This is a genomic window from Pseudomonas sp. TMW22091, assembly GCF_022496705.1.
Classification (GTDB): Bacteria; Pseudomonadota; Gammaproteobacteria; order Pseudomonadales; family Pseudomonadaceae; genus Aquipseudomonas; species Aquipseudomonas saxonica.
Window position 1 is genome coordinate 212,680 of the sequence record NZ_SCFI01000002.1, and the last position, 25,706, is coordinate 238,385.

Annotated in this window: 26 protein-coding genes; 15 read left to right on the top strand and 11 right to left on the bottom strand. The window is 57.4% G+C overall.

Annotated features, from left to right (window positions below; genetic code table 11):
- Positions 1-90: 90 nt before the first annotated feature.
- Positions 91-1,320: a nucleoside recognition domain-containing protein gene (locus EQV93_RS04685; RefSeq protein WP_122786221.1), complete on the top strand. Its 1,230-nt coding sequence runs from the start codon at positions 91-93 to the stop codon at positions 1,318-1,320.
- A 55-nt stretch (positions 1,321-1,375) separates the two neighbouring features.
- Here the strand turns inward: EQV93_RS04685 and EQV93_RS04690 are convergent, their stop codons facing one another.
- Genes EQV93_RS04690 through EQV93_RS04700 form a run of 3 tightly spaced genes read right to left on the bottom strand, consistent with a single transcriptional unit; the run spans position 1,376 to position 5,166 of the window.
- Positions 1,376-2,629, bottom strand: a complete 1,254-nt coding sequence (locus EQV93_RS04690) for a cytochrome c (protein WP_240890943.1) — start codon at positions 2,627-2,629, stop codon at positions 1,376-1,378.
- Positions 2,630-2,641: 12 nt separating this feature from the next.
- Entirely contained in the window at positions 2,642-4,426 is a 1,785-nt protein-coding gene (locus tag EQV93_RS04695) for a GMC family oxidoreductase (protein ID WP_122786223.1), read from the bottom strand.
- 2 nt (positions 4,427-4,428) lie between these two features.
- A complete protein-coding gene (locus EQV93_RS04700; RefSeq protein ID WP_122786224.1) occupies positions 4,429-5,166 on the bottom strand; it encodes a gluconate 2-dehydrogenase subunit 3 family protein in 738 nt (245 codons plus the stop codon).
- A 289-nt stretch (positions 5,167-5,455) separates the two neighbouring features.
- Here EQV93_RS04700 and EQV93_RS04705 point away from each other — a divergent pair, with 289 nt between their 5' ends.
- Positions 5,456-6,091 carry a dual specificity protein phosphatase family protein gene (locus tag EQV93_RS04705; RefSeq protein ID WP_240890944.1) on the top strand — a complete coding sequence of 212 codons (636 nt, stop codon included), beginning with the start codon at positions 5,456-5,458 and terminating at the stop codon, positions 6,089-6,091.
- Here the strand turns inward: EQV93_RS04705 and EQV93_RS04710 are convergent.
- Positions 6,088-7,134, bottom strand: a complete 1,047-nt coding sequence (locus EQV93_RS04710; RefSeq protein ID WP_240890945.1) for an aminopeptidase — start codon at positions 7,132-7,134, stop codon at positions 6,088-6,090. The genes EQV93_RS04705 and EQV93_RS04710 overlap by 4 nt on opposite strands.
- Before the next feature lie 119 nt (positions 7,135-7,253).
- Between EQV93_RS04710 and EQV93_RS04715 the strand changes: the two genes are divergently transcribed.
- Entirely contained in the window at positions 7,254-7,670 is a 417-nt protein-coding gene (locus EQV93_RS04715; RefSeq protein ID WP_122786305.1) for a PA0061/PA0062 family lipoprotein, read from the top strand.
- A 3-nt stretch (positions 7,671-7,673) separates the two neighbouring features.
- Here the strand turns inward: EQV93_RS04715 and EQV93_RS04720 are convergent, their stop codons facing one another.
- Positions 7,674-7,907: a DUF1161 domain-containing protein gene (locus tag EQV93_RS04720; RefSeq protein ID WP_240890946.1), complete on the bottom strand. Its 234-nt coding sequence runs from the start codon at positions 7,905-7,907 to the stop codon at positions 7,674-7,676.
- 157 nt (positions 7,908-8,064) lie between these two features.
- A complete protein-coding gene (locus EQV93_RS04725) occupies positions 8,065-8,496 on the bottom strand; it encodes an OsmC family protein (RefSeq protein ID WP_240890948.1) in 432 nt (143 codons plus the stop codon).
- Between the two features lie 213 nt (positions 8,497-8,709).
- Between EQV93_RS04725 and EQV93_RS04730 the strand changes: the two genes are divergently transcribed.
- On the top strand, positions 8,710-9,714 hold the full coding sequence (locus EQV93_RS04730) for an LLM class flavin-dependent oxidoreductase (protein ID WP_240890950.1): 1,005 nt from the start codon (positions 8,710-8,712) through the stop codon (positions 9,712-9,714).
- 54 nt (positions 9,715-9,768) lie between these two features.
- On the opposite strand, the gene EQV93_RS04735 is transcribed toward EQV93_RS04730, so the two are convergent.
- Both EQV93_RS04735 and EQV93_RS04740 read right to left on the bottom strand, forming a co-directional pair.
- Positions 9,769-9,993 (bottom strand): DUF1161 domain-containing protein, encoded by a 225-nt coding sequence (locus EQV93_RS04735; protein ID WP_122786230.1) that lies wholly within the window; start codon positions 9,991-9,993, stop codon positions 9,769-9,771.
- Between the two features lie 119 nt (positions 9,994-10,112).
- The gene (locus EQV93_RS04740; RefSeq protein ID WP_122786231.1) at positions 10,113-10,328 is read right to left on the bottom strand and encodes a dodecin; all 216 of its coding nucleotides are present in this window, start codon (positions 10,326-10,328) and stop codon (positions 10,113-10,115) included.
- Positions 10,329-10,482: 154 nt separating this feature from the next.
- On the opposite strand from EQV93_RS04740, the gene EQV93_RS04745 reads away from it, so the two are divergent.
- The gene (locus EQV93_RS04745) at positions 10,483-10,809 is read left to right on the top strand and encodes a DUF883 family protein (RefSeq protein ID WP_122786232.1); all 327 of its coding nucleotides are present in this window, start codon (positions 10,483-10,485) and stop codon (positions 10,807-10,809) included.
- On the opposite strand, the gene EQV93_RS04750 is transcribed toward EQV93_RS04745, so the two are convergent.
- Positions 10,806-11,705 carry a LysR family transcriptional regulator gene (locus EQV93_RS04750; protein ID WP_240890954.1) on the bottom strand — a complete coding sequence of 300 codons (900 nt, stop codon included), beginning with the start codon at positions 11,703-11,705 and terminating at the stop codon, positions 10,806-10,808. The two genes, EQV93_RS04745 and EQV93_RS04750, sit on opposite strands and share 4 nt — an antisense overlap.
- Before the next feature lie 113 nt (positions 11,706-11,818).
- Between EQV93_RS04750 and trpB the strand changes: the two genes are divergently transcribed.
- Both trpB and trpA read left to right on the top strand, forming a co-directional pair.
- Positions 11,819-13,042 carry a tryptophan synthase subunit beta gene (trpB, locus tag EQV93_RS04755; RefSeq protein WP_240890955.1) on the top strand — a complete coding sequence of 408 codons (1,224 nt, stop codon included), beginning with the start codon at positions 11,819-11,821 and terminating at the stop codon, positions 13,040-13,042.
- The gene (gene trpA, locus EQV93_RS04760) at positions 13,039-13,845 is read left to right on the top strand and encodes a tryptophan synthase subunit alpha (RefSeq protein ID WP_122786235.1); all 807 of its coding nucleotides are present in this window, start codon (positions 13,039-13,041) and stop codon (positions 13,843-13,845) included. The genes trpB and trpA overlap by 4 nt, the downstream gene beginning before the upstream one ends.
- A 317-nt stretch (positions 13,846-14,162) precedes the next feature.
- Here trpA and EQV93_RS04765 read toward each other — a convergent pair whose 3' ends face one another.
- Positions 14,163-14,909: an NRDE family protein gene (locus EQV93_RS04765; RefSeq protein WP_122786236.1), complete on the bottom strand. Its 747-nt coding sequence runs from the start codon at positions 14,907-14,909 to the stop codon at positions 14,163-14,165.
- Positions 14,910-15,032: 123 nt separating this feature from the next.
- Here EQV93_RS04765 and EQV93_RS04770 point away from each other — a divergent pair, with 123 nt between their 5' ends.
- The 3 genes from EQV93_RS04770 to EQV93_RS04780 are packed head-to-tail and all read left to right on the top strand — an operon-like array spanning position 15,033 to position 17,657.
- A complete protein-coding gene (locus EQV93_RS04770) occupies positions 15,033-15,815 on the top strand; it encodes a sulfite exporter TauE/SafE family protein (protein WP_122786237.1) in 783 nt (260 codons plus the stop codon).
- Between the two features lie 12 nt (positions 15,816-15,827).
- The gene (gene lgt / locus EQV93_RS04775) at positions 15,828-16,631 is read left to right on the top strand and encodes a prolipoprotein diacylglyceryl transferase (RefSeq protein WP_122786238.1); all 804 of its coding nucleotides are present in this window, start codon (positions 15,828-15,830) and stop codon (positions 16,629-16,631) included.
- Positions 16,632-16,685: 54 nt separating this feature from the next.
- Positions 16,686-17,657, top strand: coding sequence for a thymidylate synthase (locus EQV93_RS04780; RefSeq protein WP_240890956.1), 972 nt, complete (start codon positions 16,686-16,688; stop codon positions 17,655-17,657).
- Between the two features lie 160 nt (positions 17,658-17,817).
- On the opposite strand, the gene cadR is transcribed toward EQV93_RS04780, so the two are convergent.
- Positions 17,818-18,267 carry a Cd(II)/Pb(II)-responsive transcriptional regulator gene (gene cadR, locus EQV93_RS04785; protein ID WP_146385618.1) on the bottom strand — a complete coding sequence of 150 codons (450 nt, stop codon included), beginning with the start codon at positions 18,265-18,267 and terminating at the stop codon, positions 17,818-17,820.
- Between the two features lie 86 nt (positions 18,268-18,353).
- Here cadR and EQV93_RS04790 point away from each other — a divergent pair, with 86 nt between their 5' ends.
- The 5 genes from EQV93_RS04790 to EQV93_RS04810 all read left to right on the top strand — a co-directional run bounded on the left by EQV93_RS04790 (position 18,354) and on the right by EQV93_RS04810 (position 25,663).
- A complete protein-coding gene (locus EQV93_RS04790) occupies positions 18,354-20,627 on the top strand; it encodes a heavy metal translocating P-type ATPase (RefSeq protein WP_240890957.1) in 2,274 nt (757 codons plus the stop codon).
- A 16-nt stretch (positions 20,628-20,643) separates the two neighbouring features.
- Entirely contained in the window at positions 20,644-21,507 is an 864-nt protein-coding gene (locus EQV93_RS04795) for a LysR family transcriptional regulator (protein ID WP_122786243.1), read from the top strand.
- A gap of 311 nt (positions 21,508-21,818) precedes the next feature.
- Entirely contained in the window at positions 21,819-22,895 is a 1,077-nt protein-coding gene (locus EQV93_RS04800; RefSeq protein WP_240890958.1) for a putative 2-aminoethylphosphonate ABC transporter ATP-binding protein, read from the top strand.
- Position 22,896: 1 nt separating this feature from the next.
- Positions 22,897-24,612: a putative 2-aminoethylphosphonate ABC transporter permease subunit gene (locus tag EQV93_RS04805; RefSeq protein ID WP_240890960.1), complete on the top strand. Its 1,716-nt coding sequence runs from the start codon at positions 22,897-22,899 to the stop codon at positions 24,610-24,612.
- Between the two features lie 28 nt (positions 24,613-24,640).
- Positions 24,641-25,663 carry a putative 2-aminoethylphosphonate ABC transporter substrate-binding protein gene (locus EQV93_RS04810; RefSeq protein ID WP_146385608.1) on the top strand — a complete coding sequence of 341 codons (1,023 nt, stop codon included), beginning with the start codon at positions 24,641-24,643 and terminating at the stop codon, positions 25,661-25,663.
- Positions 25,664-25,706: the final 43 nt, after the last annotated feature.

Consider the following 25,706-nt stretch of genomic DNA (forward strand, 5'->3'; position numbering starts at 1 on the left):
TGCTTCACTCCCAAACCCCGGACTTGTCCGGGGTTTGTTGTTTCTGGGGTATGGCCGCTATTATTCGTCGCACTTTCAAGGAGTTTTCCGATGCTTAACGGCCTATGGCTCAGCTTTTTTGTCGTCGCTACGGTGTCGGCACTTGCCCAATGGCTTGTGGGTGGTAATGCCGGAATTTTCGCGGCGATAGTGGAAAGCATCTTCGCCATGGCCAAGCTATCGGTTGAAGTGATGGTGCTGTTGTTCGGCACGCTGACCCTCTGGCTGGGTTTTTTGCGTATTGCCGAGAAGGCTGGAATCGTTGACTGGCTGGGCAGGGCGCTGGGGCCTTTGTTCAAACGCCTGATGCCGGAAGTTCCTTCTGGCCATCCCGCGCTGGGGTTCATTACCTTGAACTTTGCGGCCAACGGTTTAGGTCTGGATAACGCCGCCACGCCCATTGGCCTAAAAGCCATGCGCGCCTTGCAGGAGCTGAACCCCAGCCCAACCAGTGCCACCAATGCGCAAATCCTGTTTCTGGTGCTTAACGCATCATCGCTGACGTTATTGCCGGTCACCATCTTCATGTATCGGGCTCAGCAGGGCGCACCCGATCCGACACTGGTGTTTCTGCCTATCCTGCTGGCGACCAGTGCTTCTACCCTCGTAGGCCTGCTCTCGGTGGCCGTCATGCAGCGCTTGCGCCTGTGGGACCCTGTGGTGCTGGCGTACCTGATACCGGGTGCTTTGCTGCTCGGCGGGTTTATGGCGTTGCTGGCCAGTCTGTCGGTGGCGACACTGTCGAGCCTGTCTTCGCTGCTGGGCAACCTGACGCTGTTTGGTTTGATCATGTTGTTTCTGGTGATTGGCGCCCTGCGCAAGGTCAAGGTTTACGAAGCGTTCATCGAGGGCGCGAAGGAAGGCTTTGATGTGGCAAAAAACCTGCTGCCCTATCTGGTTGCCATGCTGTGTGCGGTAGGGGTGTTGCGGGCTTCGGGGGCGCTGGATTTTGGCCTGGACGGCATTCGTCATGTGGTTGAGTGGCTGGGCTGGGACACTCGTTTTGTCGACGCCCTGCCGACGGCGATGGTCAAGCCGTTTTCGGGCAGTGCAGCCCGTGCCTTGCTGATCGAAACCATGCAGACCCAGGGTGTGGACAGTTTTGCGGCACTGGTGGCGGCGACGGTCCAGGGCAGTACGGAAACCACGTTTTATGTACTGGCCGTGTATTTTGGTGCCGTGGGCATCCAGCGTGCGAGGCATGCGGTGGGGTGTGCCCTGCTGGCCGAGTTTGCTGGGGTGGTGGCGGCCATTAGCGTTTGCTACTGGTTCTTCGGTTAACCGTGGCTCCCGACCCTCTTCTGTTCTCAACAGCAGAGGGCCGGGGCATACGTCACTACTCGCGCAGCGCTTTAACTTCTTTCGCGGTTACATCCCCACCTTTATTGCCCCAGCTAGTACGGATGAAATTGACCACATCGGCCACTTCCTGATCCGACAAACGCCAGTCAAAGGCTGGCATGGTGAAGGTCGAAGGCGCGGTATGGGTCGCCGGTAGCGTCCCGCCTTTGAGCACAATATGAATCAGCGACGTCGGGTCCTCTGACTGCAACACCGGGTTGCCCGCCAACGCTGGGAACACTCGCTTATAACCGTTACCGTCCGTTCGATGACACGCGGCGCAGTTGTCGATATACACCGCGGCACCGCGCTTGCTGTCATCCCCGTTCCATAAGGCATCAGCCACCGCAGGGTCGTATTTATGCGGTTTGTCGGCCGGGTCGACGGCAGGCAAGGACTTCAAATAGCGGGCAATGGCCGTCAAATCAGCCGGCGACATGTACTGCATGCTGTGTTTAATCACATCGCTCATGCCGCCAAAGACCGCACTGCGGTCGCTGCGTCCCGTTTTCAGGAACTGCACCAGTTGCGCTTCGTCCCAGCTGCCGAGTCCATCCTTGTGGTCGCCACGCAAGTTTTTCGCGATCCAGCCTTCCAGCGGGGCGCTACCCGACAAGAATGCGCTGCCATCGTCGGCACCCAGCGCCTTTTCCTGCATGGTCAGTGCACGGGGCGTGTGGCAGGCGCCGCAATGTCCAAGGCCTTCCACCAGATAGGCACCACGGCTCACGACCGGATCTTGCCCTGCTACCGGTGTGAAGTCCGCTACCGCAGGCGCAAAGGCCCAACGCCACATCGCCAGAGGCCAGCGCATGCTCATCGGCCAGGGAATATCCGAGTCTTTATTGGCTTGCGCGACGGGCGCAACGCCTTTCATAAAGTAAGCATACAGGGCCTGCATATCGGCCTGATTGACCCGAGCGTAGGAGGGGTAGGGCATGGCCGGGTACAAGGTGCTGCCATTTTTGGCAACACCATGACGCACCGCCTTGTCGAAGTCCTCAAAGCTGTAAGCCCCGATGCCACTCGGATCCGGGGTGATGTTGGTCGAGTAAATCGTGCCGATCGGGGTTTCCATTGCCAGGCCACCCGCAAATGGCTTGCCGCCCTTGACCGTGTGGCAGGCCACGCAATCGCCGGCACGGGCCAGGTATTCGCCTTGTTTGATCAACGCCTGCTGATCATCCTCAGCGCCAACCGCCGAGAAACTGCCCAGCAAGGTCAGGGTCGCGATAACAACTGCTTTCATGGTCATCGCTCCTTATGCCTGAACCAGTGGGCCGGGGTTTTTCAGGTATTGCTCGCGAATCGCCCGTGCTGACCAATAGGTCAGTGCCGCCACCAGTCCTGTCGGGTTGTAGCCCAAACCTTGGGGGAAGGCCGATGCGCCCGGCACAAATACGTTATGCACATCCCAGCTCTGCAAGTAACGATTGAGCGCGCTGGTTTTCGGGTCGGTGCCCATGATCGCTCCCCCATTGAGGTGAGTGGTCTGGTACGACGCGGTGTTGAAGTGATCACCCACTTGCTTGCCGATACGGGCGATGGCTTTGGGGTTCATTGCTTCAGCAATCTTGCCCATTTTTTCCATCATGAAACGGTTCATCTTGATGTCGTTTTCTTGCCAGTCGAAGGTCATGCGCAGCAGCGGCTGGCCGTAGGCATCGCGGTACACCGGATCAAGATCGAGGTAGTTGCCACGGTAAGATTGATGCGCGCCGTGGGCGTCCATCGACACTTGGTGGGTGTAGTAATCGGCAGTGGCTTTTTTCCAGGCGCTGCCCCATGCCGGGGTACCCGGCGGGTTTGAGGTGCCTGCAATCGGGCGGCTGCCTGCCTGGTTCACCCACATCGGCGAACCCCCGACAAAGCCATGCGGCCCGTGGTCGAAATTGTCGGCGTTGAAATCGTCAATCGCCACGCCGTTGCCACCTGCGCCGATAAAGTTATTGGTGTGCACGTCTTTATCGAAATAGGCCTTGATGGTGCCCATGTTCTGGTAAGCGAAGTTACGGCCCACCACGCCTTCACCGGTTTTCGGGTCGTAAGGTTTGCCGATACCCGAGAGCAGCATCAACCGCACATTGTGAAACTGGAACGCGCCCAAAATCACCAGATCGGCTTGTTGCTCGATTTCGCGGCCCGATGCGTCGATGTACGTAACACCCGTGGCTTTGGTTTTAGTGCTGTCCAGATTGACCCGGATCACATGAGCATTGGGGCGCAGCTCAAAGTTTGGCAGCGGCTTGAGGGCCGGCAGAATGTTCACGTTAGGCGACGCTTTGGAATACATGTAGCAGACATAACCACTGCAAAAGCCGCAGAAATTGCACGGCCCCATTTGCGCGCCATACGGGTTGGTGTAAGGCCCAGAGGTGTTGGCAGACGGCAAGTTGTAAGGCTTGTAACCGACTTCATTGGCGGCTTTCTGAAACAACTGCGCAGAGACAGTATTTTTCTGTGATTCAAGCGGGAAATGATGGGAGCGATCCGGCGCGTAAGGATTGCCGCCTTTGCCTTGCCCCACCAATTGGCCGTTGACGGTCCAGGCCTGGCCCGAGGTGCCGAAGACTTTTTCGGCATAGTCAAAAAACGGTTCCAGCTCTTCGTAGCTGACGCCGAAGTCTTGAATGGTCATGTCTTCAGGAATGAATTTTTTGCCGTAGCGCTCTTCGTAATGACTGCGCATGCGCAGCTCTATGGGGTCGACACGAAAATGCACACCCGACCAGTGCAAGCCCGCGCCACCGACACCGTTGCCGGGCAGGAAGGCGCCCAATTGACGGTTGGGTAGCGCCACATCGTTGACACTGTGGCGAATGGTCACGGTTTCTTTCGAGACGTCCTGAAACAGCTTCTTGCGCACGCTGTAGGTAAGTTCGTCGATGACCTGCGGGTAATTGCCGTCAGGGTAAGTGTCCTGCATCGGACCACGCTCAAGGGCCACAACATTCAGGCCCGCTTCTGTCAGCTCTTTGGCCATGATCGCGCCGGTCCAGCCGAAACCGACAATCACTGCATCAACTTTTTTCATAACGGTCGACATGCTCAAGCCCTCTCGCCGCGGATGGATACTGCGGGGAAGGGGTACTGCTCGTTGCGTTCTACCCAATCCATAAAGTCAGCGCGAGCGCCGGGGAAGCCGATCATGGTCCAGCCGACCATGCCTTTGTTGCCGCCATGAATGGGGTCACAAAAGAAGCCTTCTTTGGTGTTTTGCAGCAAAAAGCTGAAAAACATTTTGGCCGGGACGCTCTCGAAGGCAGGCTTGCCAGCCTCCAACTGCATGAGCACTTTGTCTCGGGTAGCGCTGTCTAGGCCAGCAAATGTTGAGTTATAGGTCTTTTTGCACAGTGCCTCCGTAGCGGCAATGCCCAAGCGATAAATCTGCTGAGGCACCAGTTTGCTCTGCCAGCCCATCTCGGGTGCTGCATCCGCATTGAAAGGGCCTTGCATGAACCACAGAGCGCCGGTGGCGTAGGGGGTGTTCATCTGCCGATCGATATATTCAGGAACGCCCGCTTCCAGTGCGCCAGGCCCTTGCTCGTCAGCCGGGATCAAGCGTGCTACGGCCGCGTTTACAAACGCCCACTCTTCGGCGGTGAACCAGGTTGGCTCGTAAGCTTGAGCAGGGGTTGCACGGCGTTGTTCTGGCTCAGGCGCGGCGACTACAGGGGTAGCCATCATCATGGTGCCACCCAGACCGGTGCTGGCCACGGTGACCACGGGAATCAGGGTCAGGGTTTTGCGCAAAAACTCACGCCGCGGGTTGTCTTGATCAGACATTCGAGGGGCCTCTCATCGGGCAATCACGGGTTACAACTGCTCAATGGCAGTTTGTCGTTTTGGTAGCAGCACGGACCGAAATCGGTCGGCAAACAGCACACGCAGGCAACTATTAGTTACAAATACTAACAGGCCAGGCGTGTGGATGAACCGTTTCATGCGTAATTTTGCCGCACCTAAAATCAGCCCCGTCATGATTTTTTTACAAACTGCTCACGCGATTTTGATCGTGATTCGCTCAACCTGATCACTTCCAACAATAATTTCTAGATGAAGTGGTCGAATAGAAATGCCTAAGCCCCGGTTTTTGATTGCGTTGTGCCTGACACTTTTAACCGCGTGTGCGATGCCCCTGACGTGGGCCGACGAGACAACTGCACCGCGGCCCGATCAATGGGCCCAACCCATTAATGAGCACTACAACCTGTATCAAATGTCGCCGACCTTGTACCGCAGCGCCTTACCGGACGAAGCCGCTAACCCCCTGCTGGACGAGCTGCACATCGGCACCGTCATCAACTTCTTGCCTGAGTCCGATGACACCTGGTTGAAAACCTCGGCCATCAAAACAGTCCAGTTGCCGTATCGCACCAATCATGTCGATGACGCTGATGTATTGGCTGCTTTGCGTGCCATTCAGACAGCACAAGCGCACGGCCCGGTGCTGATGCACTGCAAGCACGGCGTGGACCGTACCGGGTTGATAGCCGCAATGTATCGCGTGGTCGTACAGGACTGGCGTAAAGAAGATGCCCTGCAGGAGATGATTCAGGGCGGTTATGGCGAGAATTCGCACTTCAAGGATGGGGTGAGTTACATGATGAATGCCGATATTCCACGACTACGTGCAGCCCTGAGCAGTGGCGCTTGCAGCACGAGCTCCTTTGCGTCTTGTGCCCTGGTGGGCTGGTTCAAGCCCAGCTAATGTGCGGCCCACTGGCGTAAAGCAGCGGTGCGTTGAAGAGGCGGTAATTGGCCCACCTGTTCAACTTCGGCATAGAACACCTGCCAATCATTTCCCGATTTTTTGAACAGCGCAGCAAAGGCGGGTACCCATTGGTCATAGAGGCCAAACGGTAGAAGCTTTGCGTTGTTCATCGGCGAATTGGCCCAAGCGTCATATCGGCGATTACCGCCCCATTGCTGGTCGCGAAGCTGTCGGTATTCATGGCGCATACGCTCAAATTCTTGCTCTTTACGCTGGCGCATGACGGGCGCTGGCAAGGGTTGTTCATAGAGTGTTTGCAAGCGCTGACGGGTGCCCAACACCAGCTCAATAAATTGATCGCGTTGTTGCGTGCCTGTCGTGCTGAGGGGTGGCAAGCCTTGGTGAGCTCGCCATTGGCGCGTCCCTTCCTGCTCAACAAAGCTGGCGAAAGACTCGTTGAACTCTGTGTCGTCTTTGACGTAAACCCGCTGATGCGCCAACTCATGAAAAATCAGCGTCGCCAAACGCTCATCGCCCCAGCTGAGCATGGTGTTGAGGATCGGGTCGTCGAACCAACCCAAAGTTGAATATGCCTCAACGCCACTGATAAACACATCTCTGTCTTGCTGGCGCGCAAGGGCCGCTTCGCCTCGTGCGCCGCCCTGACTGTAATAGCCCCGGTAAGCCACACAACCGGCAATCGGGAAGCAATGGGTAATGGGCGTGAGTGAAAATTCAGGCGTGGCGAAGACATTCCACACCACAAAGGGCCTCTGAAGATTGGCGTACAGGCGATAGCTCTGGTTATCGGGCAAGTGCAACTGCCGGGTGGCGAAGGTGCGCGCCGCCTGTGCCCGGGTCAGTTGCTGGCGCAATGCGCTGGGCTGTTGCGGGTCGGCAATCAGCGCATCAACCGGCTCGCGTGACTTCAGCAACTGCCATTGGCCACTGGCCAGTTGTGAGTAATAGCGCACACTGGAACAACCACTGAGCAGTAACAGCATGGCGATGGCCAGCAGGCAGCGAATTCGCAGCGTCATAACGCGATCCAGTGGGGGCGTGACGCAAGACTACTGGGAGCACACGCAAGAGAACAGCTTTGCAGCACCTGCGGGCGTTGGACGCTATGCTTGTCTTTCATTACCTTGTGGATAACGCCATGCGCACCTTTCTCTTGTTGCTCGTTGGCTGCGTGCTCAGTGCCTGTGCCAGCACACCGCTGCCCCCGGTTGACCCGAACATGGCGTGGGTCGATTTTCAGACGCTTACGGGCAAGTTGGTGATGGCCGAACGTCTGGATGGCCAGCGCGTGGCAGATGGACGCTACTTTCAAGTCACGCCCGGCGGGCATGAGTTGATGGTGCGTTTTGATTTCGAGGTGATAGTCGGTGGCAGGAGTCTGTTCAGCGACCCTCAGGAGCGCCTGTGCTACATCACGCTTGATTACGACAACTTCCAGCCGGGACAACGTTACCGGCTGCAAGCTCGCTCTCTGGGATTTAACGCTTACGCCCGGCTGTACAACGCCCAGGGTAAGGTGGTGAGCGAGGAGCGACTGGTTAACTGCTTGCCGTAGCTATCAGGCGTCGTTCTTTTGATAAATGATCTTTTTGGTGCCGTTTTCACACGTGCCCACCACCATGTTCTGGTCGTGTACTTCGTCTTTGGTCACGACTTCCAATGTGTAGGACGGTACGTCCTTGGCCTGAATTTTGGCTTCAATTTCAGCCTTCAGTTCATCGCACGGTTTTGGCGCGGCGAGTATCGAGGTGGTCATGGCGCAGCAGATGACAGCTAAAGCGAAACGTTTCATGGTGGAAACTCCCTTATGGCACAACGCTAAGTCATGGTCTGACGCGATGAGTGATCATCCAATCACATTTAGCGCCCCGCGCATCTGATTTGCCGCAACCCAGGGCCGAATGGCTACCCGCGTTGCGCTCTCGCACAACGGAGCAGCCAGTGCCGGTTTAGCTCAGCAGTGTTGCGTCGAGGGTGATTTTGGCGTTGAGCACCTTGGACACCGGGCAACCTTCTTTGGCCTTGTTGGTCAGCTCGGTGAACTTCTCCTGGGTTGCTCCTGGAACCTTGGCCTTGAGCACAAGGTGAATGGCAGTGATCGCGAAACCGCCATCGACCTGATCCAGCGTTACTTCGGCTGTTGTATCGATGCTGTCCGCTTTAAGCCCGGCATCGCCGAGAATCATCGACAGCGCCATGGAAAAACAACCCGCATGGGCTGCGCCGATCAGTTCTTCGGGGTTGGTGCCTTTACCGCCCTCAAAACGTGCCTTGAAGCCATACGGGGCTTCGCGCAGCACGCCGGTTTCTGTGGAGATGGAGCCGATGCCGGTTTTAAGGTCGCCTTCCCAATGAGCCGATGCTTTCTTTTTGATACTCATACGTGCCTCCTGAAGAGCGGCGCAAAGATTTCACGCCTGACTGGAGGTGTGAGGGTAGACGTCATCACAAAGTTCACCTTGTCAGACCAATCGTCTTTTTTTGTAGCTCAATTCTTAGGCCGCTATTGAAACTCGGGTATATGCCCATATTGAATTAACACTGGCAGGTTCTGGCGAGCGTCATGGCCTGCGTCCCTTAAGGAGAAGCCGGCCATGACACGTTTGTGTGATATCAAATACTCGACTCTCGACCTGGTGCCTGTGCGTGAAAATGGCAGTGCCGCCGAGTCGCTGCGCAATTCGCTGGACCTGGCACAGCATGTGGAAAAGTTTGGCTACAACCGTTTCTGGGTGGCGGAACACCACAATATGGACGGCATCGCCAGCTCTGCGACGTCAGTCTTAATTGGTTACCTGGCGGGCGGTACGTCGACCATTCGCGTAGGCTCGGGTGGTGTAATGCTGCCCAATCATGCGCCGCTGGTGATTGCCGAGCAGTTTGGCACCCTTGAAAGTCTGTATCCGGGTCGTATCGATCTGGGCCTTGGCCGCGCGCCGGGGTCTGACCAGATGACCGCCCGCGCTTTACGCCGCGAGCGTTCCGGCAGTTCAGATGACTTCCCCGAGGATGTGGCTGAGCTGGCCCGTTACCTGGGCCCACGCACGCCTGATCAACGGGTGATCGCCATGCCGGGAACGGGCACCAATGTGCCTATCTGGTTGCTGGGTTCCAGCCTGTTTAGCGCACAATTGGCCGGTGAGCGCGGTTTACCGTACGCCTTCGCGTCACATTTCGCACCGCGTTTAATGCATGAAGCGATTCGTGTGTACCGCAATCACTTCAAGCCTTCAGCCGTTCTCGACAAGCCTTATGTCATGCTCGGGGTGCCCTTGGTGGCTGCCGACACGGATGAGCGCGCCGAGTATTTGGCAACCTCCGTGTACCAGCGGATTCTGGCGCTCATGCGCGGTCAAAGTCTGGTTCAGCGTGCGCCTGTACAGACAATGGACGGTCTATGGCTGCCTCATGAGAAAGAGGCGGTGATGAGCTTTTTGGGCCTGGCGATGGTCGGTAGCCCAGAGAAAATTCGCGCCAAACTTGAGGTGCTGGTTGAGCAAACTCAGGCGGACGAACTTATTTTTACCTGTGATTTGTATGAGCACGCCGACCGCATTCATTCCTATGAGTTGCTGGCGCAGGTTTTAAACGAGGCGTAATCCTACGTTTTTGAGACACAAAAAAGCCGACACGTATGTCGGCTTTTTTGACACTCAACCGCGCTTGTAAACAATTTCTTTGGTGCCCGCTTCGCACGAGCCTACGACTTTCCCATCAGGGCTGGTGCCTTTATCAACGACTTCCAGCGAATAGCCAACCGCACCCTTGGCATCAATCTTCGCGGCGATTTCACTTTTCAGCTCTTCGCACGGCTTGCCCGCTGCGAACGCGGTTCCGGCGAGGCTAAGTAAGGCTGCCGCCAATAAAATCTTTTTCATCGGTCACATTCCCTAGTCAAAACAAAAGGGTGCAACGCGTATGTGCCGCGTTGCACCCTGATGGTGTAGCGGACTTTATGGCAATCGGCCAGTCCGCAAGTCGAAAGGCTTGCTTCGGATCAGTTGTTGGCAATCCGGAAACCGACTTTAAGCGTGACTTGATAGTGCGCCACCTTGCCGTCCTTGATATGCCCGCGAGTGTCCATCACCTCGAACCATTCCAAATGTTTGATGCTTTTGTTGGCTTCGGCCAGTGCATTACTGATGGCGTCTTCTATGCTGCTCGGGGACGAGCCTACCAGTTCGATTTTTTTGTAGGTGTGGTGGTCAGACATAACGTTCTCCTTTGTCGTAGATCAAAGCCTAGCAGCGATTGTGCTAAATACTTTGTGGACGATTTGAAAGGAAAAGTTCAGTTCAACTGCACTTTCTCAAACCCCCGTAGTCGGACTTAACAAGCACCTCACTCATCAATGCAGGAGAGCCCCAATGGCTAGCAATTCTCTACGTAAAGCATCATTGCAAAGTATGGAAGCAGAGATCGAAAGCCTGCTCAAGTCTCTGGAAAGCCTCAAGCACGACGCTTCCGAAGAGTCCCAGAAAACGCTTAAAGTGCTCAAAAGCAATGCAGAAAGCGCACTGAAGCACTCGCGTCATCTGATCAGCGATGCATACGAAGAAGTGAAAGATAAAACCCGCGAAACAGCAGTGGCTACCCGCGAATACGCGCAGGAGCATCCCTATGCCACGGCGGGTGTTGCAATCGGCGCGCTGGGTCTGCTGGCCGCATTTCTGATGTGCAAGCGCGGTAACTAATTCGCCGCGCTGCGCGCAAGCTCAGCTTTGAGCCATTGCGCCAGTTGCCGGGCGCGCCCGTCTGCGGCGCGCTTGGGCAGCCACAACGCCAGCTGTGCCGGGGTTTCCTTGAAACCCCAAGGCGCAGCCAGGCGACCCTCCTTCAAATCCTCAGCCACCAACGGCTCGGGAGCAATCGCGACACCCAGTCCCGCCACCGCTGCCTCAAGCAAATAATACAAATGCTCGAACCCTTGGCCGTATTTCAAATCTCCCGGCTCTAACGCGTTTTGTCGCGCCCATCTTGGCCATGCCTGTGGCCGCGACGTGGTGTGCAACAACGGTTCTTCAAGCAGCGCGCTGGCAGGTGCCTTGCGCAGTTGCTCATAGCGGGCGAAACGCGGGCTGATGACCGGCCCAATGCGCTCACTGGCTAATTCATACACCTGCATGTCAGCTGGCCAAGGCGGCTCGGCAAACACCAGCAACGCATCAAGGCCGGGTCGACGCGGGTCCAGATCTCCTTCGCCGGCAGACAGGTGCAGGCGCAAATCTGGCAAGTCGGCATTCAAGCGGCCCAGCCGGGGGATAAACCAGCGCGCCAGCAAGCTGCCTGAACACCCGAGAACAAAAGGCGCGTCGTCGTGGCTTTGTGTGATTTCGGCGCATACATTGCGCAGTCTTTCAAAGGCTTCACTGCTGGCATCGCGTAGACGGATGCCTGCTTCCGTGAGCTTCAGGCCGCGGCCTTCCTTCACGAACAGGCTGACCCCCAAATGCTCTTCGAGCACTTTTAATTGCCGACTAACGGCGCCGTGGGTGACATTTAAATGATCCGCTGCAAGGCTGACACTGCCCAAGCGGGCAGTCGCTTCGAACGCACGAAGGGCATTAAGAGGGGGAAGGTCGCGGCTCATGGTATCTGTGAGTTTTCCTGACAGGTTGTGGCGATCTTATCGGTTTTCATCCAGCGCTGTCGCGGTTAAAGTCAGGCCCATCGACCTTCTTACCTTTTCAGCTGGAGTGTCACATGACCCAATCAAATTTGCGTACCGGCCCTGATGCCAATGGCCTGTTTGGCGCATTCGGCGGCCGCTACGTGGCCGAAACCCTGATGCCGCTGATCCTTGATCTGGATCGTGAGTACGAGCTGGCCAAGACTGATCCTGAGTTCATTAAAGAGCTGGCCTACTTCCAGCGTGATTACGTGGGTCGCCCAAGCCCGCTTTACTTCGCCGAGCGTCTGACTGAGTTCTGCGGTGGCGCCAAGATTTACCTCAAACGCGAAGAGTTGAATCACACGGGTGCGCACAAGATCAACAACTGCATCGGGCAGATACTGCTGGCCCGGCGCATGGGTAAAAAACGCATCATCGCCGAGACGGGTGCCGGCATGCACGGCGTGGCTACGGCCACTGTGGCCGCACGTTTTGGCCTGCAATGCGTGATCTACATGGGCACCACTGACATCGAGCGTCAACAGGCCAACGTGTTTCGCATGAAGTTGCTGGGCGCCGAAGTCATCCCGGTTGTGGCGGGCACTGGCACCCTCAAAGATGCGATGAACGAAGCCCTGCGCGACTGGGTGACTAACGTTGATGACACGTTCTACCTGATCGGTACCGTGGCCGGGCCACATCCTTACCCTGCGATGGTGCGAGATTTCCAAGCCGTGATCGGCAAGGAAACCCGCGACCAGATGCAAGCACAGGAAGGTCGTCTGCCAGACAGTCTGGTGGCGTGTATCGGCGGTGGCTCCAATGCCATGGGCCTGTTCCACCCGTTTCTGGATGACACCAGCGTTGAAATTATCGGCGTTGAAGCGGCGGGTTACGGCATTGAAACCGGCAAGCACGCGGCCAGCCTCAATGGTGGCGTGCCGGGCGTGCTGCACGGCAATCGCACTTTTCTGCTCCAGGACGACGATGGACAGATCATCGACGCACATTCGATTTCCGCAGGCCTGGACTATCCGGGTATCGGCCCTGAACACGCGTGGTTGCACGACATTGGTCGCGTTGAGTACACCTCGGTGACCGACGACGAAGCCTTGGATGCGTTCCATAAATGCTGCCGTCTTGAAGGCATCATCCCGGCACTGGAGAGCGCCCATGCCCTGGCCGAAGTGTTCAAGCGTGCACCGACGCTGCCGGCGGATCACCTGATGGTGGTCAACCTTTCGGGCCGAGGCGACAAAGACATGCAAACTGTGATGCACCACATGGAACAGTCCCAGCAGGAGAAACACTTATGAGCCGCCTGCAAACACGTTTTGCTGACCTTAAAGAACAAAACCGCGCTGCGCTGGTGACCTTCGTCACGGCGGGTGACCCGGATTACGCCACCTCCCTGGCCATTCTCAAGGGGTTGCCTGCAGCGGGCGCTGATGTGATCGAGTTGGGCATGCCCTTCACTGATCCCATGGCGGATGGCCCAGCCATTCAGCTGGCTAATATCCGGGCCTTGGGCGCCAAGCAGAATCTGGCAAAAACCCTGCAAATGGTTCGCGAGTTTCGTGAAGGCAACACTGATACGCCGCTGGTGCTGATGGGCTATTTCAACCCTATTCACCACTATGGTGTGGCGCGTTTTATTGCAGAGGCCAAAGACTCGGGCGTGGATGGCCTGATCGTTGTCGACATGCCGCCTGAGCACAACGGTGAGTTGTGCGACCCGGCCCAGGTGGCAGGTCTGGACTTTATTCGTCTGACCACGCCGACCACTGACGATGTACGTCTGCCGACGGTCTTGGCCGGCAGCTCGGGCTTTGTGTATTACGTGTCGGTAGCGGGTGTGACCGGTGCGGGTTCTGCGACGACTGAGCAGGTGAGCACGGCGATCGAGCGTCTGCGTCGCCATACCGATTTGCCGATCAGCGTTGGTTTCGGGATTCGCACCCCGGAGCAGGCCGCTGCGATTGCCCGACTGGCTGACGGTGTGGTGGTGGGGTCAGCGTTGATCGACAAGATCGAAAATGCTGCAACGCCCGAGCAAGCGGTGGATGGTGTGCTGAGCTTGTGTGCGGCACTGGCGGAAGGTGTGCGCAAGGCACGCTGAAAATCAAAAGCCCCTCACCCTAACCCTCTCCCGGAGGGAGAGGGGACTAAAGGCAACAGCAGATTTGCGCAGCGCCCCGTATCAACTCCCTCTCCCTGAGGGAGGGGGGACTAAAGGCAACAGCAGATTTGCGCTGCGCCCCGTATCAACTCCCTCTCCCTGAGGGAGGGGGGACTAAAAGCAACAGCAGATTTGCGCAGCACCCCGTATCAGCGCCCTCTCCCTGAGGGAGGGGGACTAAAGGCAACAGCAGATTTGAGCAGCGCCCCGTATCAGCTCCCTCTCCCTATGGGAGAGGGTTGGGGTGAGGGTAGCGGTCACACCGTCAACGTCACTTCCCCCAAACGCGCCCCCGACGGGCCAAAGCTGCGTTCCACCATAACCCTCGAGCCGTCTGCATTGACGATCAGCGCGGTGCTGGCACGTGTGCCATAGGTGGGGCTGGCAATAAATACACTCGAAAGCAGACTCTCGGTAGCCAACCCTACTCCGGTATCCGGCAGCTCGCTAAAGGGCGCAGTCTGCGAATCTTTGAGCAGCGCCAACAGTGCTTGAGGCTGTGGGTCGACAAGCACTTCATTCAGCGCTGCCCTGGCTTTGAGCAGTTTGGGCCAGGGTGTATCCAGGCCAGCATTTGATATGCCGTGAAGTCCTGGCTCCACGGGTTGTGCAGTCACATCCCTGGAATTGAAATGCCACAGTTGATCAGCGGTGCCCAACAATAAGTTGAACCCTGCGTAATCCACTGACCGTTGCCCCACATTCTTGAAATACTCACCGATCGAAATGTCACCGCTCAAAAAATCAGACACCAGTTCGCCTCGTGAGCGTCGGGCCGGTGGCTTGTGCGGTTCACGAATGTTGGTCAGCGCAGCAAATCGGCCGTTGGGGCCAATCCCCAACCACGTGCCGCTGGCTTCAAGATCACGACCGGCATACACCTGCGGCGACTCGGCCCAATGGGCCAGCGGTTTGCTGGGACGTGCGTAAAACTCATCACGGTTGGCCGCAACGACCAACGGTTGAGCGTGGCCGGGGCGCCAAGCGAAAACAATCAGGCACATGGGCAGGCACTCCTTAATGTTTTTTTAACCCCACTACTTATAGATTGCTCTGCCGTGTCGCGCCATTGAGTGGAGCCTTGGCCTTTGCTCCGTTACCATGCGGGTCAAATTTGGGGGGGCGTTATGGAATTTCTGCTCTATCTGGTGCTTGGAGGCTTTGCGGGCGTACTGGCCGGGTTGTTCGGGGTCGGTGGCGGGATCATCATTGTGCCGGTGCTGGTGTTCAGCTTCACTTTGCAGGGCTTTAACAGCGAAGTGTTAACCCACCTGGCCGTCGGTACATCATTGGCAACGATCATTTTTACGTCGATCAATTCGATTCGTGAGCACAACCGCAAAGGCGCTGTGCGCTGGCCGCTGTTTATCTGGCTGACAGTCGGCATTTTGATAGGCGCAGGTATCGGTGCGCTGACAGCTGAAGCCATTTCCGGCCCTTATTTGCAGAAAATCATCGGCGTATTCGCCATTGTCATTGCCCTTCAGATGGCGTTGGGGCTGCAACCCAAAGCCACCGGCACGGTACCCGGTAAAGTCGGACTGACGGTCGCCGGCACTGTGATTGGCTGGGCCTCGGCTATTTTCGGGGTGGGTGGCGGTTCGCTGACGGTGCCGTTCCTCAGCTGGCGCAGTGTGCCGATGCAGCAAGCCGTGGGCACCTCGGCAGCCTGCGGTTTACCCATTGCGCTGGTGGGTGCATTAAGTTTCATGATCATTGGCTGGCACAATCCTGACTTGCCCGCGCATAGTCTAGGTTTTGTTTACTTGCCGGCGCTGCTCGGGATTGCCCTGACCAGTATGTTTTTCGCCCGTTTTGGTGCGCGTTTGGCCCATAAATTGTCGCCGCGCCTGCTGAAACGGCTGTTTGCCGCACTGTTGTTCTGTGTCGGTTTGAGTTTCCTGATCTAACGAGGAGTCGTAATGCTGCCTTACCCGCAGATTGATCCGGTGGCATTGGCCATCGGCCCGCTGAAAATCCATTGGTACGGTTTGATGTACCTGATCGGTATCGGCGCCGCTTGGCTGATTCTGTCGCGCCGCCTTAATCGCTTTGATCCCACGTGGACCAAAGAAAAGCTCTCGGATCTGGTGTTCTGGGTGGCGATGGGTGTGATTGTCGGCGGTCGTTTAGGGTATGTGCTGTTCTATGACCTGAGTGCTTACCTCGCCAACCCGCTGCTGATTTTTGAAGTGTGGAAAGGCGGCATGGCGTTCCACGGTGGCCTGATTGGCGTGATGCTGGCTACATGGTGGTTCGGCAAGCGCAATAACAAGTCGTTCTTCCAGATCATGGACTTTATCGCCCCTGTGGTGCCAATCGGTCTGGGCGCCGGACGTATCGGCAACTTCATCAACGCCGAGTTGTGGGGCAAAGCCAGTGATGTGCCGTGGGCAATGATTTTTCCGACCGACCCGCAACAATTGGCGCGTCATCCGTCGCAGCTTTACCAGTTCGCCCTGGAAGGTGTGGCACTCTTCATCATTCTTTGGCTGTATTCGCGTAAACCACGCCCAACTATGGCGGTTTCCGGGATGTTCGCGCTGTTTTACGGCATCTTCCGCTTTATCGTCGAATTCGTCCGTGTTCCCGATGCACAACTGGGGTATCTGGCATTCGGTTGGGTAACGATGGGGCAAATTCTCTGCATCCCAATGATTTTGGGTGGCCTGTTCCTCATCTGGTGGGCTTACCAGCGCGACTCCGTGGCTCAAAAAGCGGCGTAATACATTCGAATGGCAGGGTTTATAGCAGCCCTGCATTCAAACGGTAGGAAAACCATGAAGCAATATCTCGACCTCGTTGCCAACGTTATTAAAAATGGCACCTTGCAAGCCAACCGTACCGGTGTGAAGACCATCAGTCTGCCCGGCGCCATGTTGCGCTATGACCTCAAGGAAGGTTTCCCGGCCATCACCACCCGTCGCATGGCCTTCAAATCGGCCATTGGCGAGATGTGTGGTTTCTTGCGCCCAGTGAACAGCGCGGCGGACTTTCGCGCGCTGGGGTGCAAGGTATGGGACCAAAACGCCAATGAAAATGCACAGTGGCTGGCCAACCCGTTCCGTCAGGGCGAAGACGATCTGGGCGAAATTTACGGTGTGCAATGGCGTAAATGGCCTGCCTACAAGCAAGTCGAGCGCAGCAACGTGGCCGCTATCGAGCTGTGCCTGAGCCAGGGTTATCGCAAGATTGCTGAAGGTGAAGAAGACGGTCAGGCCTACGTGGTGTTGTACAAAGCCATTGATCAAGTGCGCCAATGCGTGGACACCATCATCAATGACCCCGGCAGCCGCCGCATCCTGTTTCACGGCTGGAACTGCGCCCAGCTTGATGAGATGGCATTGCCGCCGTGCCATTTGCTGTACCAGTTTCACCCGAATGTCGAGACGCGGGAAATCTCTCTGACGCTGTACATTCGCTCCAATGACCTGGGCCTGGGTACACCGTTCAACTTGACCGAAGGCGCGGCACTGCTGAGCCTGATCGGGCGCCTGACCGGTTATACGCCGCGCTGGTTCACCTACTTTATCGGCGATGCCCACGTGTATGAGAACCACCTGGACATGCTCAACGAGCAACTGACTCGCGAACCCTTCCCGATGCCCAAACTGGTGATTTCGGATCGTGTCCCGGAATTTGCTAAAACCGGTATCTACCAGCCTGAATGGCTAGGCCTGATTGAGCCGAGTGACTTCAGCCTTGAAGGCTATCAGCACCACGCCCCCATGACCGCACCAATGGCGGTGTAACCCCCCCGGCTTAATCCGTAGCAGCTGCCGAAGGCTGCGTCCGGCGGCGAAGCCGTCGTAAAGTCAGGCGTCGCGGTCTGTTGCTTGTACCGCGATCAACGGTTTTGCGACGGCTGCGCCCTCGGACGCAGCCTTCGGCAGCGGCTACAGATTGTTGGTTTCAATGCCCGTGGCTTCTGCCCACATGGCTGGGCTCGCCTTCGGGTGCGGTTACCGAGCCGCTTACCTCCAGACGCTGCAAAATCCCGCAATGATCCTTGTCTGCGCCCGCGCTACAGCGTTGTCGCAGGTCGAGCAGTTGTGCCTGTAATGCCTGCAAGCTGTCGATCCGTGCCTTGACGTGGTGGATATGTTCGTCGATCAGCGCATTGACGCTTTCGCACTGGTCTTGTGGGCTGTCGCGCAGGTTAAGCAGGCTGCGGATCTCTTCCAGGGTCATGTCGAGGCTGCGGCAATTGCGGATAAATGTCAGGCGCTCAACGTGCGCCTGCGTGTACAAGCGGTAATTGCCATCACTGCGCGCCGGCTCCGGTAGCAGCCCTTCACGCTCGTAATATCGAATCGTTTCGACCTGACAGTCGGTCAGTTTCGCCAGTTCGCCAATTTTCATCGCGACAATCTCCGAAAGGGTGCTTGACCCTATAGTGGCTACAGGGTCTTTACTTGGCAATAAGCACCTTTATTGGACGCAACCTGATGAGCGACTCCATTCACACCCCACACAAACCCCACGCAGGTCATGACCATGACCATGACCATGACCATGATCACGGCCATGAAGAAAAACATGATCATGCCAGCCATGGGCACAGCTGCTGCTCAAGCACCGCTGCGCCAAGCGTGATCAAGCTGAGCGCGGCGCCAACAGCGGGCGCTCGCCTGAGCAGCTTTCGCATTGAAGCCATGGATTGCCCGACCGAGCAGACCCTGATTCAGAACAAGTTGGGCAAGCTGGCCGGTGTGCAACAGCTGGAGTTCAACCTGATCAATCGGGTGCTGGGTGTCACCCACGATTTGCCGACCACTGATCCGATTGTTGCGGCCATCAAGTCCCTCGGCATGCAGGCCGATCCGCTGGAGTCGGACACCGACACCCCTCCAGCACCCGTTGCCAAGAAACACTGGTGGCCGCTGGCCGTGGCCGGTGTGTGTGCGTTGGCCGCTGAAGTCCTGCACTTCACCGATGCTGCACCGACTTGGGTAATTGCCCTGGTGGCGTTGGTTTCTATTCTGAGCGGCGGCCTGACCACGTACAAAAAGGGCTGGATTGCCCTGAAGAACCTCAACCTGAACATCAATGCCTTGATGAGTATCGCCGTGACCGGCGCGGTATTGATTGGTCAATGGCCTGAAGCGGCCATGGTGATGTTCCTGTTTACCGTGGCTGAACTGATCGAAGCCAAATCCCTCGACCGGGCACGCAATGCCATCGGGGGACTGATGCAAATGGCTCCGGATAAAGCCACTGTGCAGCAAGCGGATGGCACGTGGGTAGAGCGCGAGGTGAAAGACGTCGCGCTAGGGGAGATCGTGCGTGTGCGGCCCGGTGAGCGAATCGGGCTGGACGGCGAAGTGGTGGCGGGTAGCTCAACCATTGATCAGGCGCCGATTACCGGCGAAAGCCTGCCCATCGAGAAAACGGTGGGCGACAAAGTGTTTGCCGGCACCATCAATCAGGCCGGAGCGCTGGAGTACCGGGTCACGGCCGCGGCCAGCAACTCCACGCTGGCGCGCATCATTCACGCCGTAGAGCAAGCACAAGGTGCACGGGCGCCGACGCAACGGTTTGTCGACAGCTTCGCGAAAATCTATACCCCTGTGGTGTTTATCTTCGCGTTGGCGGTGGCTGTGATTCCGCCCCTTTTCATGGGCGGTGTGTGGTTTGACTGGGTCTATCGCGCGTTGGTGCTGCTGGTGGTGGCATGCCCGTGTGCACTGGTGATTTCGACCCCGGTGACTATAGTCAGCGGGTTGGCGGCAGCGGCGCGTAAGGGCATTTTGGTCAAAGGCGGGGTTTACCTCGAAAGTGGCCACAAACTCGACTTTCTGGCCCTCGACAAAACCGGCACGATCACCCACGGCAAACCGGTGCAAACCGATTACGTGGTGCTTGATCCGCTGTTTGCTGACACGGCCTTGTTACTTGCCGCAAGCCTGGCCAGCCGTTCGGACCATCCGGTGTCACTGGCCGTGGCCACCGCGGCTGTGGATAACAACGTGTCACTACTCGCTGTGGATAACTTCATGGCCCTGGCAGGGCGTGGTGTACGTGGCGAAATCGACGGCAAGCTGTACCACTTGGGCAATCATCGTCTGGTGGAAGAACTGGAGTTGTGTTCGCCCGAGCTTGAAGAAAAACTCTTTGCGCTGGAAGAACAGGGCAAGACCGTTATTCTGTTGTGCGACCGTTCAGGGCCGATGGCGCTGTTTGCAGTCGCCGATACCGTCAAGGACAGTAGCCGCCAGGCTATACGCGAGTTGCATGAACTGGGCATCAAGACCCTGATGCTGACCGGCGACAATCCGCATACAGCCAAGGCAATCGCAGAACAAGTGGGCATCGACCAGGCGCAAGGCAACTTGCTGCCGGAGGATAAACTCAAGGCGATTGAAGCGCTGTACGCCCAAGGTCATCACGTTGGCATGGTGGGTGACGGGATCAATGATGCGCCTGCCCTGGCACGTGCCGAGATCGGCTTTGCCATGGCCGCTGCCGGCACAGACACCGCCATTGAGACGGCCGATGTCGCCTTGATGGACGATGATCTGCGCAAGATACCGGCATTCATTCGTTTGTCACGTCAGACCTCCAGCATCCTCAAGCAGAACATTGCCTTGGCCTTGGTCATCAAAGGGATCTTCCTTGCGGTAACCTTCCTCGGCATGGCCACCATGTGGATGGCCGTCTTTGCCGACATGGGCGTCAGTTTGTTGGTGGTGTTTAACGGTTTGCGCCTGTTGCGTAAATAGACCAAGAGAGGCCGTAGTGCTGAGTGCCGAGCTGAAAGCGTTTTACCGGGTCGCCCAACTGGGCAGCATTACTCAGGCCGCTAAAAAGCTTGGGCTTAGTCAGCCAACCGTGACCACACAGATTCGACAGCTTGAGAGCCAATACGCCGTGGAGCTGTTTTTCCGCGGCGGTCGGCGCCTGACCCTCAGCGATGAAGGCGTAAGTTTGTTGCCGATGGTCAAGGCCTTGATGCAACAAGAAGCCGAGATTGAGTTCTTTCTGCGCAACAGTGGTCAGGGCAGCGGCACCTTGCGCCTTGCCGCCACAGCGCCGTATTACATTCTTGACCTGGTAAAAACCTTTCGCCAACGCTTGCCGCAGATTGACGTGTCGGTGGACATTGGCAACTCGCAGCAAGTGCTGGAGGCGCTGGACGAATACCGGGTCGATATTGCTGCGTCATCGCAATTGCTCGAAGATCCAAGGCTGATCCGCCGGTTGCTGGGCGCCGATCCGCTGGTGCTGGCGGTGCACCGCACTCATCCGTTGGCCAAGCTTGATCATGTGCCGCTGAGCGCGCTGGCGGGGCATTGTTTATTGATGCGCGAATCGGGTTCGACGACGCGTAAGCTCACTGAAAAACTGCTTGAAGAGGCGGGTGTTGGCTATGGCCCGTTGCTGGAAATTGGCAGTCGCGAGTCGATCCGCGAAGCAGTGCTGCGCAATATCGGTATCAGCATCATTGCCCGTCAGGAAGTGCCGCATGACCCGCAACTGAAGGTGCTGACGCTGGAAAATGCGCCGGTGATCTCCGAGTACCTGTACTGCCTAAAAGAGCGTAAATCGGCGCGCTTGCCGGCGGCGTTTTTGGGTTTGGCGCAGGAAATGGCGGGGTGCTGACTAACAACATCAAAAGCCCCTCACCCTAGCCCTCTCCCAGAGGGAGAGGGGACTAAAGGCAACAGCGAGCTCCCTCTCCCAGAGGGCGAGGGGACTAAAGGCAACAGCGAGCTCCCTCTCCCAGAGGGCGAGGGGACTAAAGGCAAAAGCAGATTTTGGCTATGCCACAGATCGAGCTCCCTCTCCCTCCGGGAGAGGGTTGGGGCTAGCCAAATCCACCAATACCACTATCGGCAGTTTTTGCCTTGCTGCCACATCCCGTACGCATTGCTTCTCTAGGATGGCCTTCATCTGCTTGATGAGGTGCATCCATGAACCGTTCGACTGCAACCGCTTTGACCCAACCCGGCGTACCGATGACGGTGCGTGACGTGAGCAAGCGCTTTGGCGCTTTCACCGCACTGGATAACGTCTCGCTGGAGGTGGCCGCAGGTGAACTGGTGTGCCTGCTTGGGCCATCCGGTTGCGGTAAAACCACTCTGCTGCGCTGCATAGCAGGCCTTGAACGTCAGGACAGCGGTGTTCTCTATTTGGGCGATCGCGATGTGTCTGACCTGGCTCCGCAGGCGCGCGATTACGGCATCTTGTTCCAGTCCTACGCACTGTTTCCCAATCTGACTGTAGAAGCCAACATCGCCTACGGCCTCGTCGGCAGTCAACGCGAGGTGCTGCGTAAACGTGTGGCCGAGATGCTGGAACTGGTGGGACTGACCGGCAGTGAAAAGAAATTTCCCGGCCAGCTTTCAGGCGGCCAGCAGCAGCGTGTCGCACTGGCTCGCGCCTTGGCACCGGCGCCTTCTTTGTTGCTGCTCGATGAGCCGATGTCGGCGCTCGATGCCCGTGTGCGGGAGCATTTGTGCACCGAGTTGCGCCAACTGCAGCGCAGCCTGGGCATCACTACGTTGATGGTTACCCACAACCAGGATGAAGCCATGTTGATGGCTGATCGTATCGCCGTCATGAACAATGGTCAGGTTGAGCAATACGCCACCCCGCAAGAGATTTACGACAAACCTGCCACACCATTTGTAGCCGAGTTCGTGGGGCAAGGTAATTGGTTGCCTTTTCAACATCGCAACGACACCCACGCCCAGGTCGGTGGCCTGAACATGCGTCTGGCCGCCGATGCCGGGCGAGCGGCGTCGGGTCGCTTGTTTTGCCGGCCCGAAGCAATCAGTGTCAACCCGCAGCACCATGAAGAGAACCTGTTCCCGGCGCGGATTCAGGAAATCACCTTTCTGGGCAATCGTTGTCGCATGAGTTTTGAGCTCAATCACCTACCCGGTCATGCGCTGACCGTTGAAGTGGGCACCCAAGACATGCCGCGTCTTGGCACGCAGGACATCTTGGTTGCCTTGCCGCCGAGCAGCTTGCAGGTCTTCGCTTAAGATGGCCGCTGACAGGGCGCTGCCATTGCCCGGCAGACAGGTCTCAAGGGCTGAACTGGGTGACCGGATATTCGTGGTGGGCGGCAAGCTGCTGCTACTGCTGTTATTGATCGTCGCGGTCTTGATGCCGTTGCTGGCGATTTTCTGGCGCGGCTTCAGCGCCGAAGAGGGCCAGGGGGGTGGCTGGATTGCCGCGCGGGAGTTAGTCACCAGCGACAACTTCCACTGGTTGGTCGGCAACAGTTTGAAAGTGTCCCTCAGCGTGGCGGCGATTGTGGTGCCGCTGGCCTACCTGTTTGCCTACGCCCTGCAACGCACAATGATTCCCGGCAAGCGCATCTGGCGCGGGCTGTCGTTGTTACCGCTGATGGCACCGTCGATGTTGCCGGGTATTGCGCTGGTGTATCTGTTCGGTAATCAGGGCCTGTTGCGCGGGCTGATTGCGGACAACATCTACGGTTTTTGGGGGATCGTGCTGGGCGAGGCGATTTACACCTTTCCCCATGCGTTGATGATTTTGCTGTCAGCGCTGTCGTTGGCCGATGCCCGGTTATTCGACGCAGCCTCAAGCATGGGCGCTGGCCCTTTCAAAGCGTTTCGCAGCATTACCTGGCCGGGCACCAAGCAAGCCGTGTTTGCGGCCTTCTGCCTGGTGTTCACACTGACCATAACCGACTTCGGCGTACCCGTTGTGGTGGGCGGTGACTATCAAGTGCTGGCGCTGGAAGCCTACAAAGCGGTAGTGGGGCAGCAACAATTTGGCCGAGGTGCCTTGATAGGCATGGTGCTGCTGCTGCCTGCGCTGTTCAGCTTCGGGGTTGATGCGTGGTTGCGCCGCCAGCACGGCGACGCTATGAGCGGTCGAGCTCAAGTGTTCAAGCCGCAGCCGTCGAAGGTTCGTGACCGCTGCTATCTGACCATTGTGCTGCTGATTTGCGCCATCTTGCTGCTGGTGTTCGGCATGGCGGTCTACTCATCGCTGGTCAAATTCTGGCCGTATAACTTGTCGTTATCGCTGAGTCACTACCAGTTCAATGACACGGCCGGTGGCGGCTGGCTGGCCTATCGTAACAGCGTAACGATGGCGGTTTGTGTCGCCTTGATTGGCAGCGTGGTGATTTTCACCGGCGCTTACCTGATGGAAAAAACCAACGGCCAGAAGAGCCTGAACCTGGCATTGCGCATGCTCAGCTTTGTGCCGATGGCGGTGCCGGGTTTAGTGCTGGGGTTGGGCTATGTGTTCTTTTTCAACCTGCCGGACAACCCGCTTCATGTGTTCTACGGGACCATGGCGCTGCTGGTGGTGTGCACCATTGCTCACTATTTGACCACCGCTCAGATGACCGCCACCACGGCCCTGCGCCAGCTCGACAGTGAGTTCGAAGCCGCTGCGTTGTCGCTCAAGGCGCCGCTGTATCGGCATTACTGGCGCGTCACCGTGCCGATTTGCCTGCCTGCGCTGCTCGATATTGTGCGCTACCTGTTTGTCTCGGCGATGACCACGGTCTCGGCAGCGATCTTCCTCTACAGCCCCGATACGATCCTCGCGGCGGTGGCAGTACTGAACATGGACGACGCCGGCAACGTGGGCGGTGCTGCGGCCATGTTGACCCTGATTCTGTTCACTTCAGTGGGTGTTTCCCTGCTGTTGGCCTGGGCCTCACGTGGCGTACTGCGTCGCTCCCAAGCCTGGCGTCAGGGCGCTCCTGAGCAATAACTCATAAAAACCCCAAAGGAACCGCACCATGTTCAAGCCACTGGCTCTTGCCGCTGCTGTCCTCACTGCCTTTAGCTTTAATGCGTTTGCTGCGAAAACCGGATTGACCGTATACACGGCGCTTGAAGCCGAGCAGTTGAAAACCTACAAGCAGGCTTTCGAGAAAGCCAACCCGGACATTGAAATCAAATGGGTGCGCGATTCCACCGGCATCATCACGGCCAAATTGCTGGCTGAAAAAGACCGCCCGCAAGCTGACGCGGTCTGGGGGTTGGCGGCGTCCAGCCTGGCTATTCTTGATCAGCAGGGCATGTTGCAAAGCTATGCGCCCAAAGATCTGGGCAAAATCGGCCCTAACTACCGCGATACGGCCAACCCGCCAGCCTGGGTAGGGATGGACGTGTGGGCCGCGACCATTTGCTTTAATACCATCGAGGCTGAAAAGCAGGGGCTGACCAAGCCGGTGAGCTGGCAGGACCTGACCAAGCCCGAGTACAAGGGCAAGATCGTAATGCCCAACCCCGCCTCATCCGGCACGGGTTTTCTGGATGTGAGCGCTTGGTTGCAGACCTTCGGCGAGAAGCAGGGTTGGCAGTTTATGGACGAGTTGCACCAGAACATCGGCCAGTACGTTCACTCAGGTTCCAAGCCATGCAAATTGGCGGCTGCGGGCGAATTCCCGATCGGGATTTCGTTTGAATACCCGGCCGTGCAGCTGAAGCGTCAGGGCGCGCCGCTGGACATCGTGTTACCGAAGGAAGGTTTGGGCTGGGAGATTGAAGCCACGGCGGTGATCAAAGGTACACCGCACGAAGAAGCGGCGAAAAAGCTGGCTGATTTCTCTGCCAGCGCAGCCGCGATGGACCTTTATAAAGAGAACTTTGCCGTGCTGGCGCAGCCGGGGATTGCCAAGCCGCAAACTGAATTGCCTGCGGATTATGAGCAGCGGCTGATCAAAAATGATTTCGCCTGGGCTTCGAAGAACCGCGACAGCATTCTGGCTGAGTGGCGCAAGCGCTATGACGGCAAGTCTGAGAAAGCGGCGCAATAATCACCCTCACCCCAACCCTCTCCCAGAGGGAGAGGGGGCTGGA

Bases quoted from the DNA above. Each gene is read 5' to 3' on its own strand.
- EQV93_RS04790 (WP_240890957.1), top strand. From the start codon at position 18,354: ATGAGCGACTCCATTCACACCCCACACAAACCCCACGCAGGTCATGAC.
- EQV93_RS04720 (WP_240890946.1), bottom strand. From the start codon at position 7,907: ATGAAACGTTTCGCTTTAGCTGTCATCTGCTGCGCCATGACCACCTCG.
- trpA (WP_122786235.1), top strand. From the start codon at position 13,039: ATGAGCCGCCTGCAAACACGTTTTGCTGACCTTAAAGAACAAAACCGC.
- EQV93_RS04715 (WP_122786305.1), top strand. From the start codon at position 7,254: ATGCGCACCTTTCTCTTGTTGCTCGTTGGCTGCGTGCTCAGTGCCTGT.
- EQV93_RS04780 (WP_240890956.1), top strand. From the start codon at position 16,686: ATGAAGCAATATCTCGACCTCGTTGCCAACGTTATTAAAAATGGCACC.
- EQV93_RS04765 (WP_122786236.1), bottom strand. From the start codon at position 14,909: ATGTGCCTGATTGTTTTCGCTTGGCGCCCCGGCCACGCTCAACCGTTG.
- EQV93_RS04730 (WP_240890950.1), top strand. From the start codon at position 8,710: ATGACACGTTTGTGTGATATCAAATACTCGACTCTCGACCTGGTGCCT.
- EQV93_RS04710 (WP_240890945.1), bottom strand. From the start codon at position 7,134: ATGACGCTGCGAATTCGCTGCCTGCTGGCCATCGCCATGCTGTTACTG.
- EQV93_RS04690 (WP_240890943.1), bottom strand. From the start codon at position 2,629: ATGAAAGCAGTTGTTATCGCGACCCTGACCTTGCTGGGCAGTTTCTCG.
- EQV93_RS04770 (WP_122786237.1), top strand. From the start codon at position 15,033: ATGGAATTTCTGCTCTATCTGGTGCTTGGAGGCTTTGCGGGCGTACTG.
- EQV93_RS04745 (WP_122786232.1), top strand. From the start codon at position 10,483: ATGGCTAGCAATTCTCTACGTAAAGCATCATTGCAAAGTATGGAAGCA.
- EQV93_RS04735 (WP_122786230.1), bottom strand. From the start codon at position 9,993: ATGAAAAAGATTTTATTGGCGGCAGCCTTACTTAGCCTCGCCGGAACC.
- EQV93_RS04725 (WP_240890948.1), bottom strand. From the start codon at position 8,496: ATGAGTATCAAAAAGAAAGCATCGGCTCATTGGGAAGGCGACCTTAAA.
- trpB (WP_240890955.1), top strand. From the start codon at position 11,819: ATGACCCAATCAAATTTGCGTACCGGCCCTGATGCCAATGGCCTGTTT.
- EQV93_RS04705 (WP_240890944.1), top strand. From the start codon at position 5,456: ATGCCTAAGCCCCGGTTTTTGATTGCGTTGTGCCTGACACTTTTAACC.
- EQV93_RS04750 (WP_240890954.1), bottom strand. From the start codon at position 11,705: ATGAGCCGCGACCTTCCCCCTCTTAATGCCCTTCGTGCGTTCGAAGCG.
- EQV93_RS04740 (WP_122786231.1), bottom strand. From the start codon at position 10,328: ATGTCTGACCACCACACCTACAAAAAAATCGAACTGGTAGGCTCGTCC.
- EQV93_RS04685 (WP_122786221.1), top strand. From the start codon at position 91: ATGCTTAACGGCCTATGGCTCAGCTTTTTTGTCGTCGCTACGGTGTCG.
- cadR (WP_146385618.1), bottom strand. From the start codon at position 18,267: ATGAAAATTGGCGAACTGGCGAAACTGACCGACTGTCAGGTCGAAACG.
- EQV93_RS04700 (WP_122786224.1), bottom strand. From the start codon at position 5,166: ATGTCTGATCAAGACAACCCGCGGCGTGAGTTTTTGCGCAAAACCCTG.
- EQV93_RS04695 (WP_122786223.1), bottom strand. From the start codon at position 4,426: ATGTCGACCGTTATGAAAAAAGTTGATGCAGTGATTGTCGGTTTCGGC.
- EQV93_RS04810 (WP_146385608.1), top strand. From the start codon at position 24,641: ATGTTCAAGCCACTGGCTCTTGCCGCTGCTGTCCTCACTGCCTTTAGC.
- EQV93_RS04805 (WP_240890960.1), top strand. From the start codon at position 22,897: ATGGCCGCTGACAGGGCGCTGCCATTGCCCGGCAGACAGGTCTCAAGG.
- lgt (WP_122786238.1), top strand. From the start codon at position 15,828: ATGCTGCCTTACCCGCAGATTGATCCGGTGGCATTGGCCATCGGCCCG.
- EQV93_RS04800 (WP_240890958.1), top strand. From the start codon at position 21,819: ATGAACCGTTCGACTGCAACCGCTTTGACCCAACCCGGCGTACCGATG.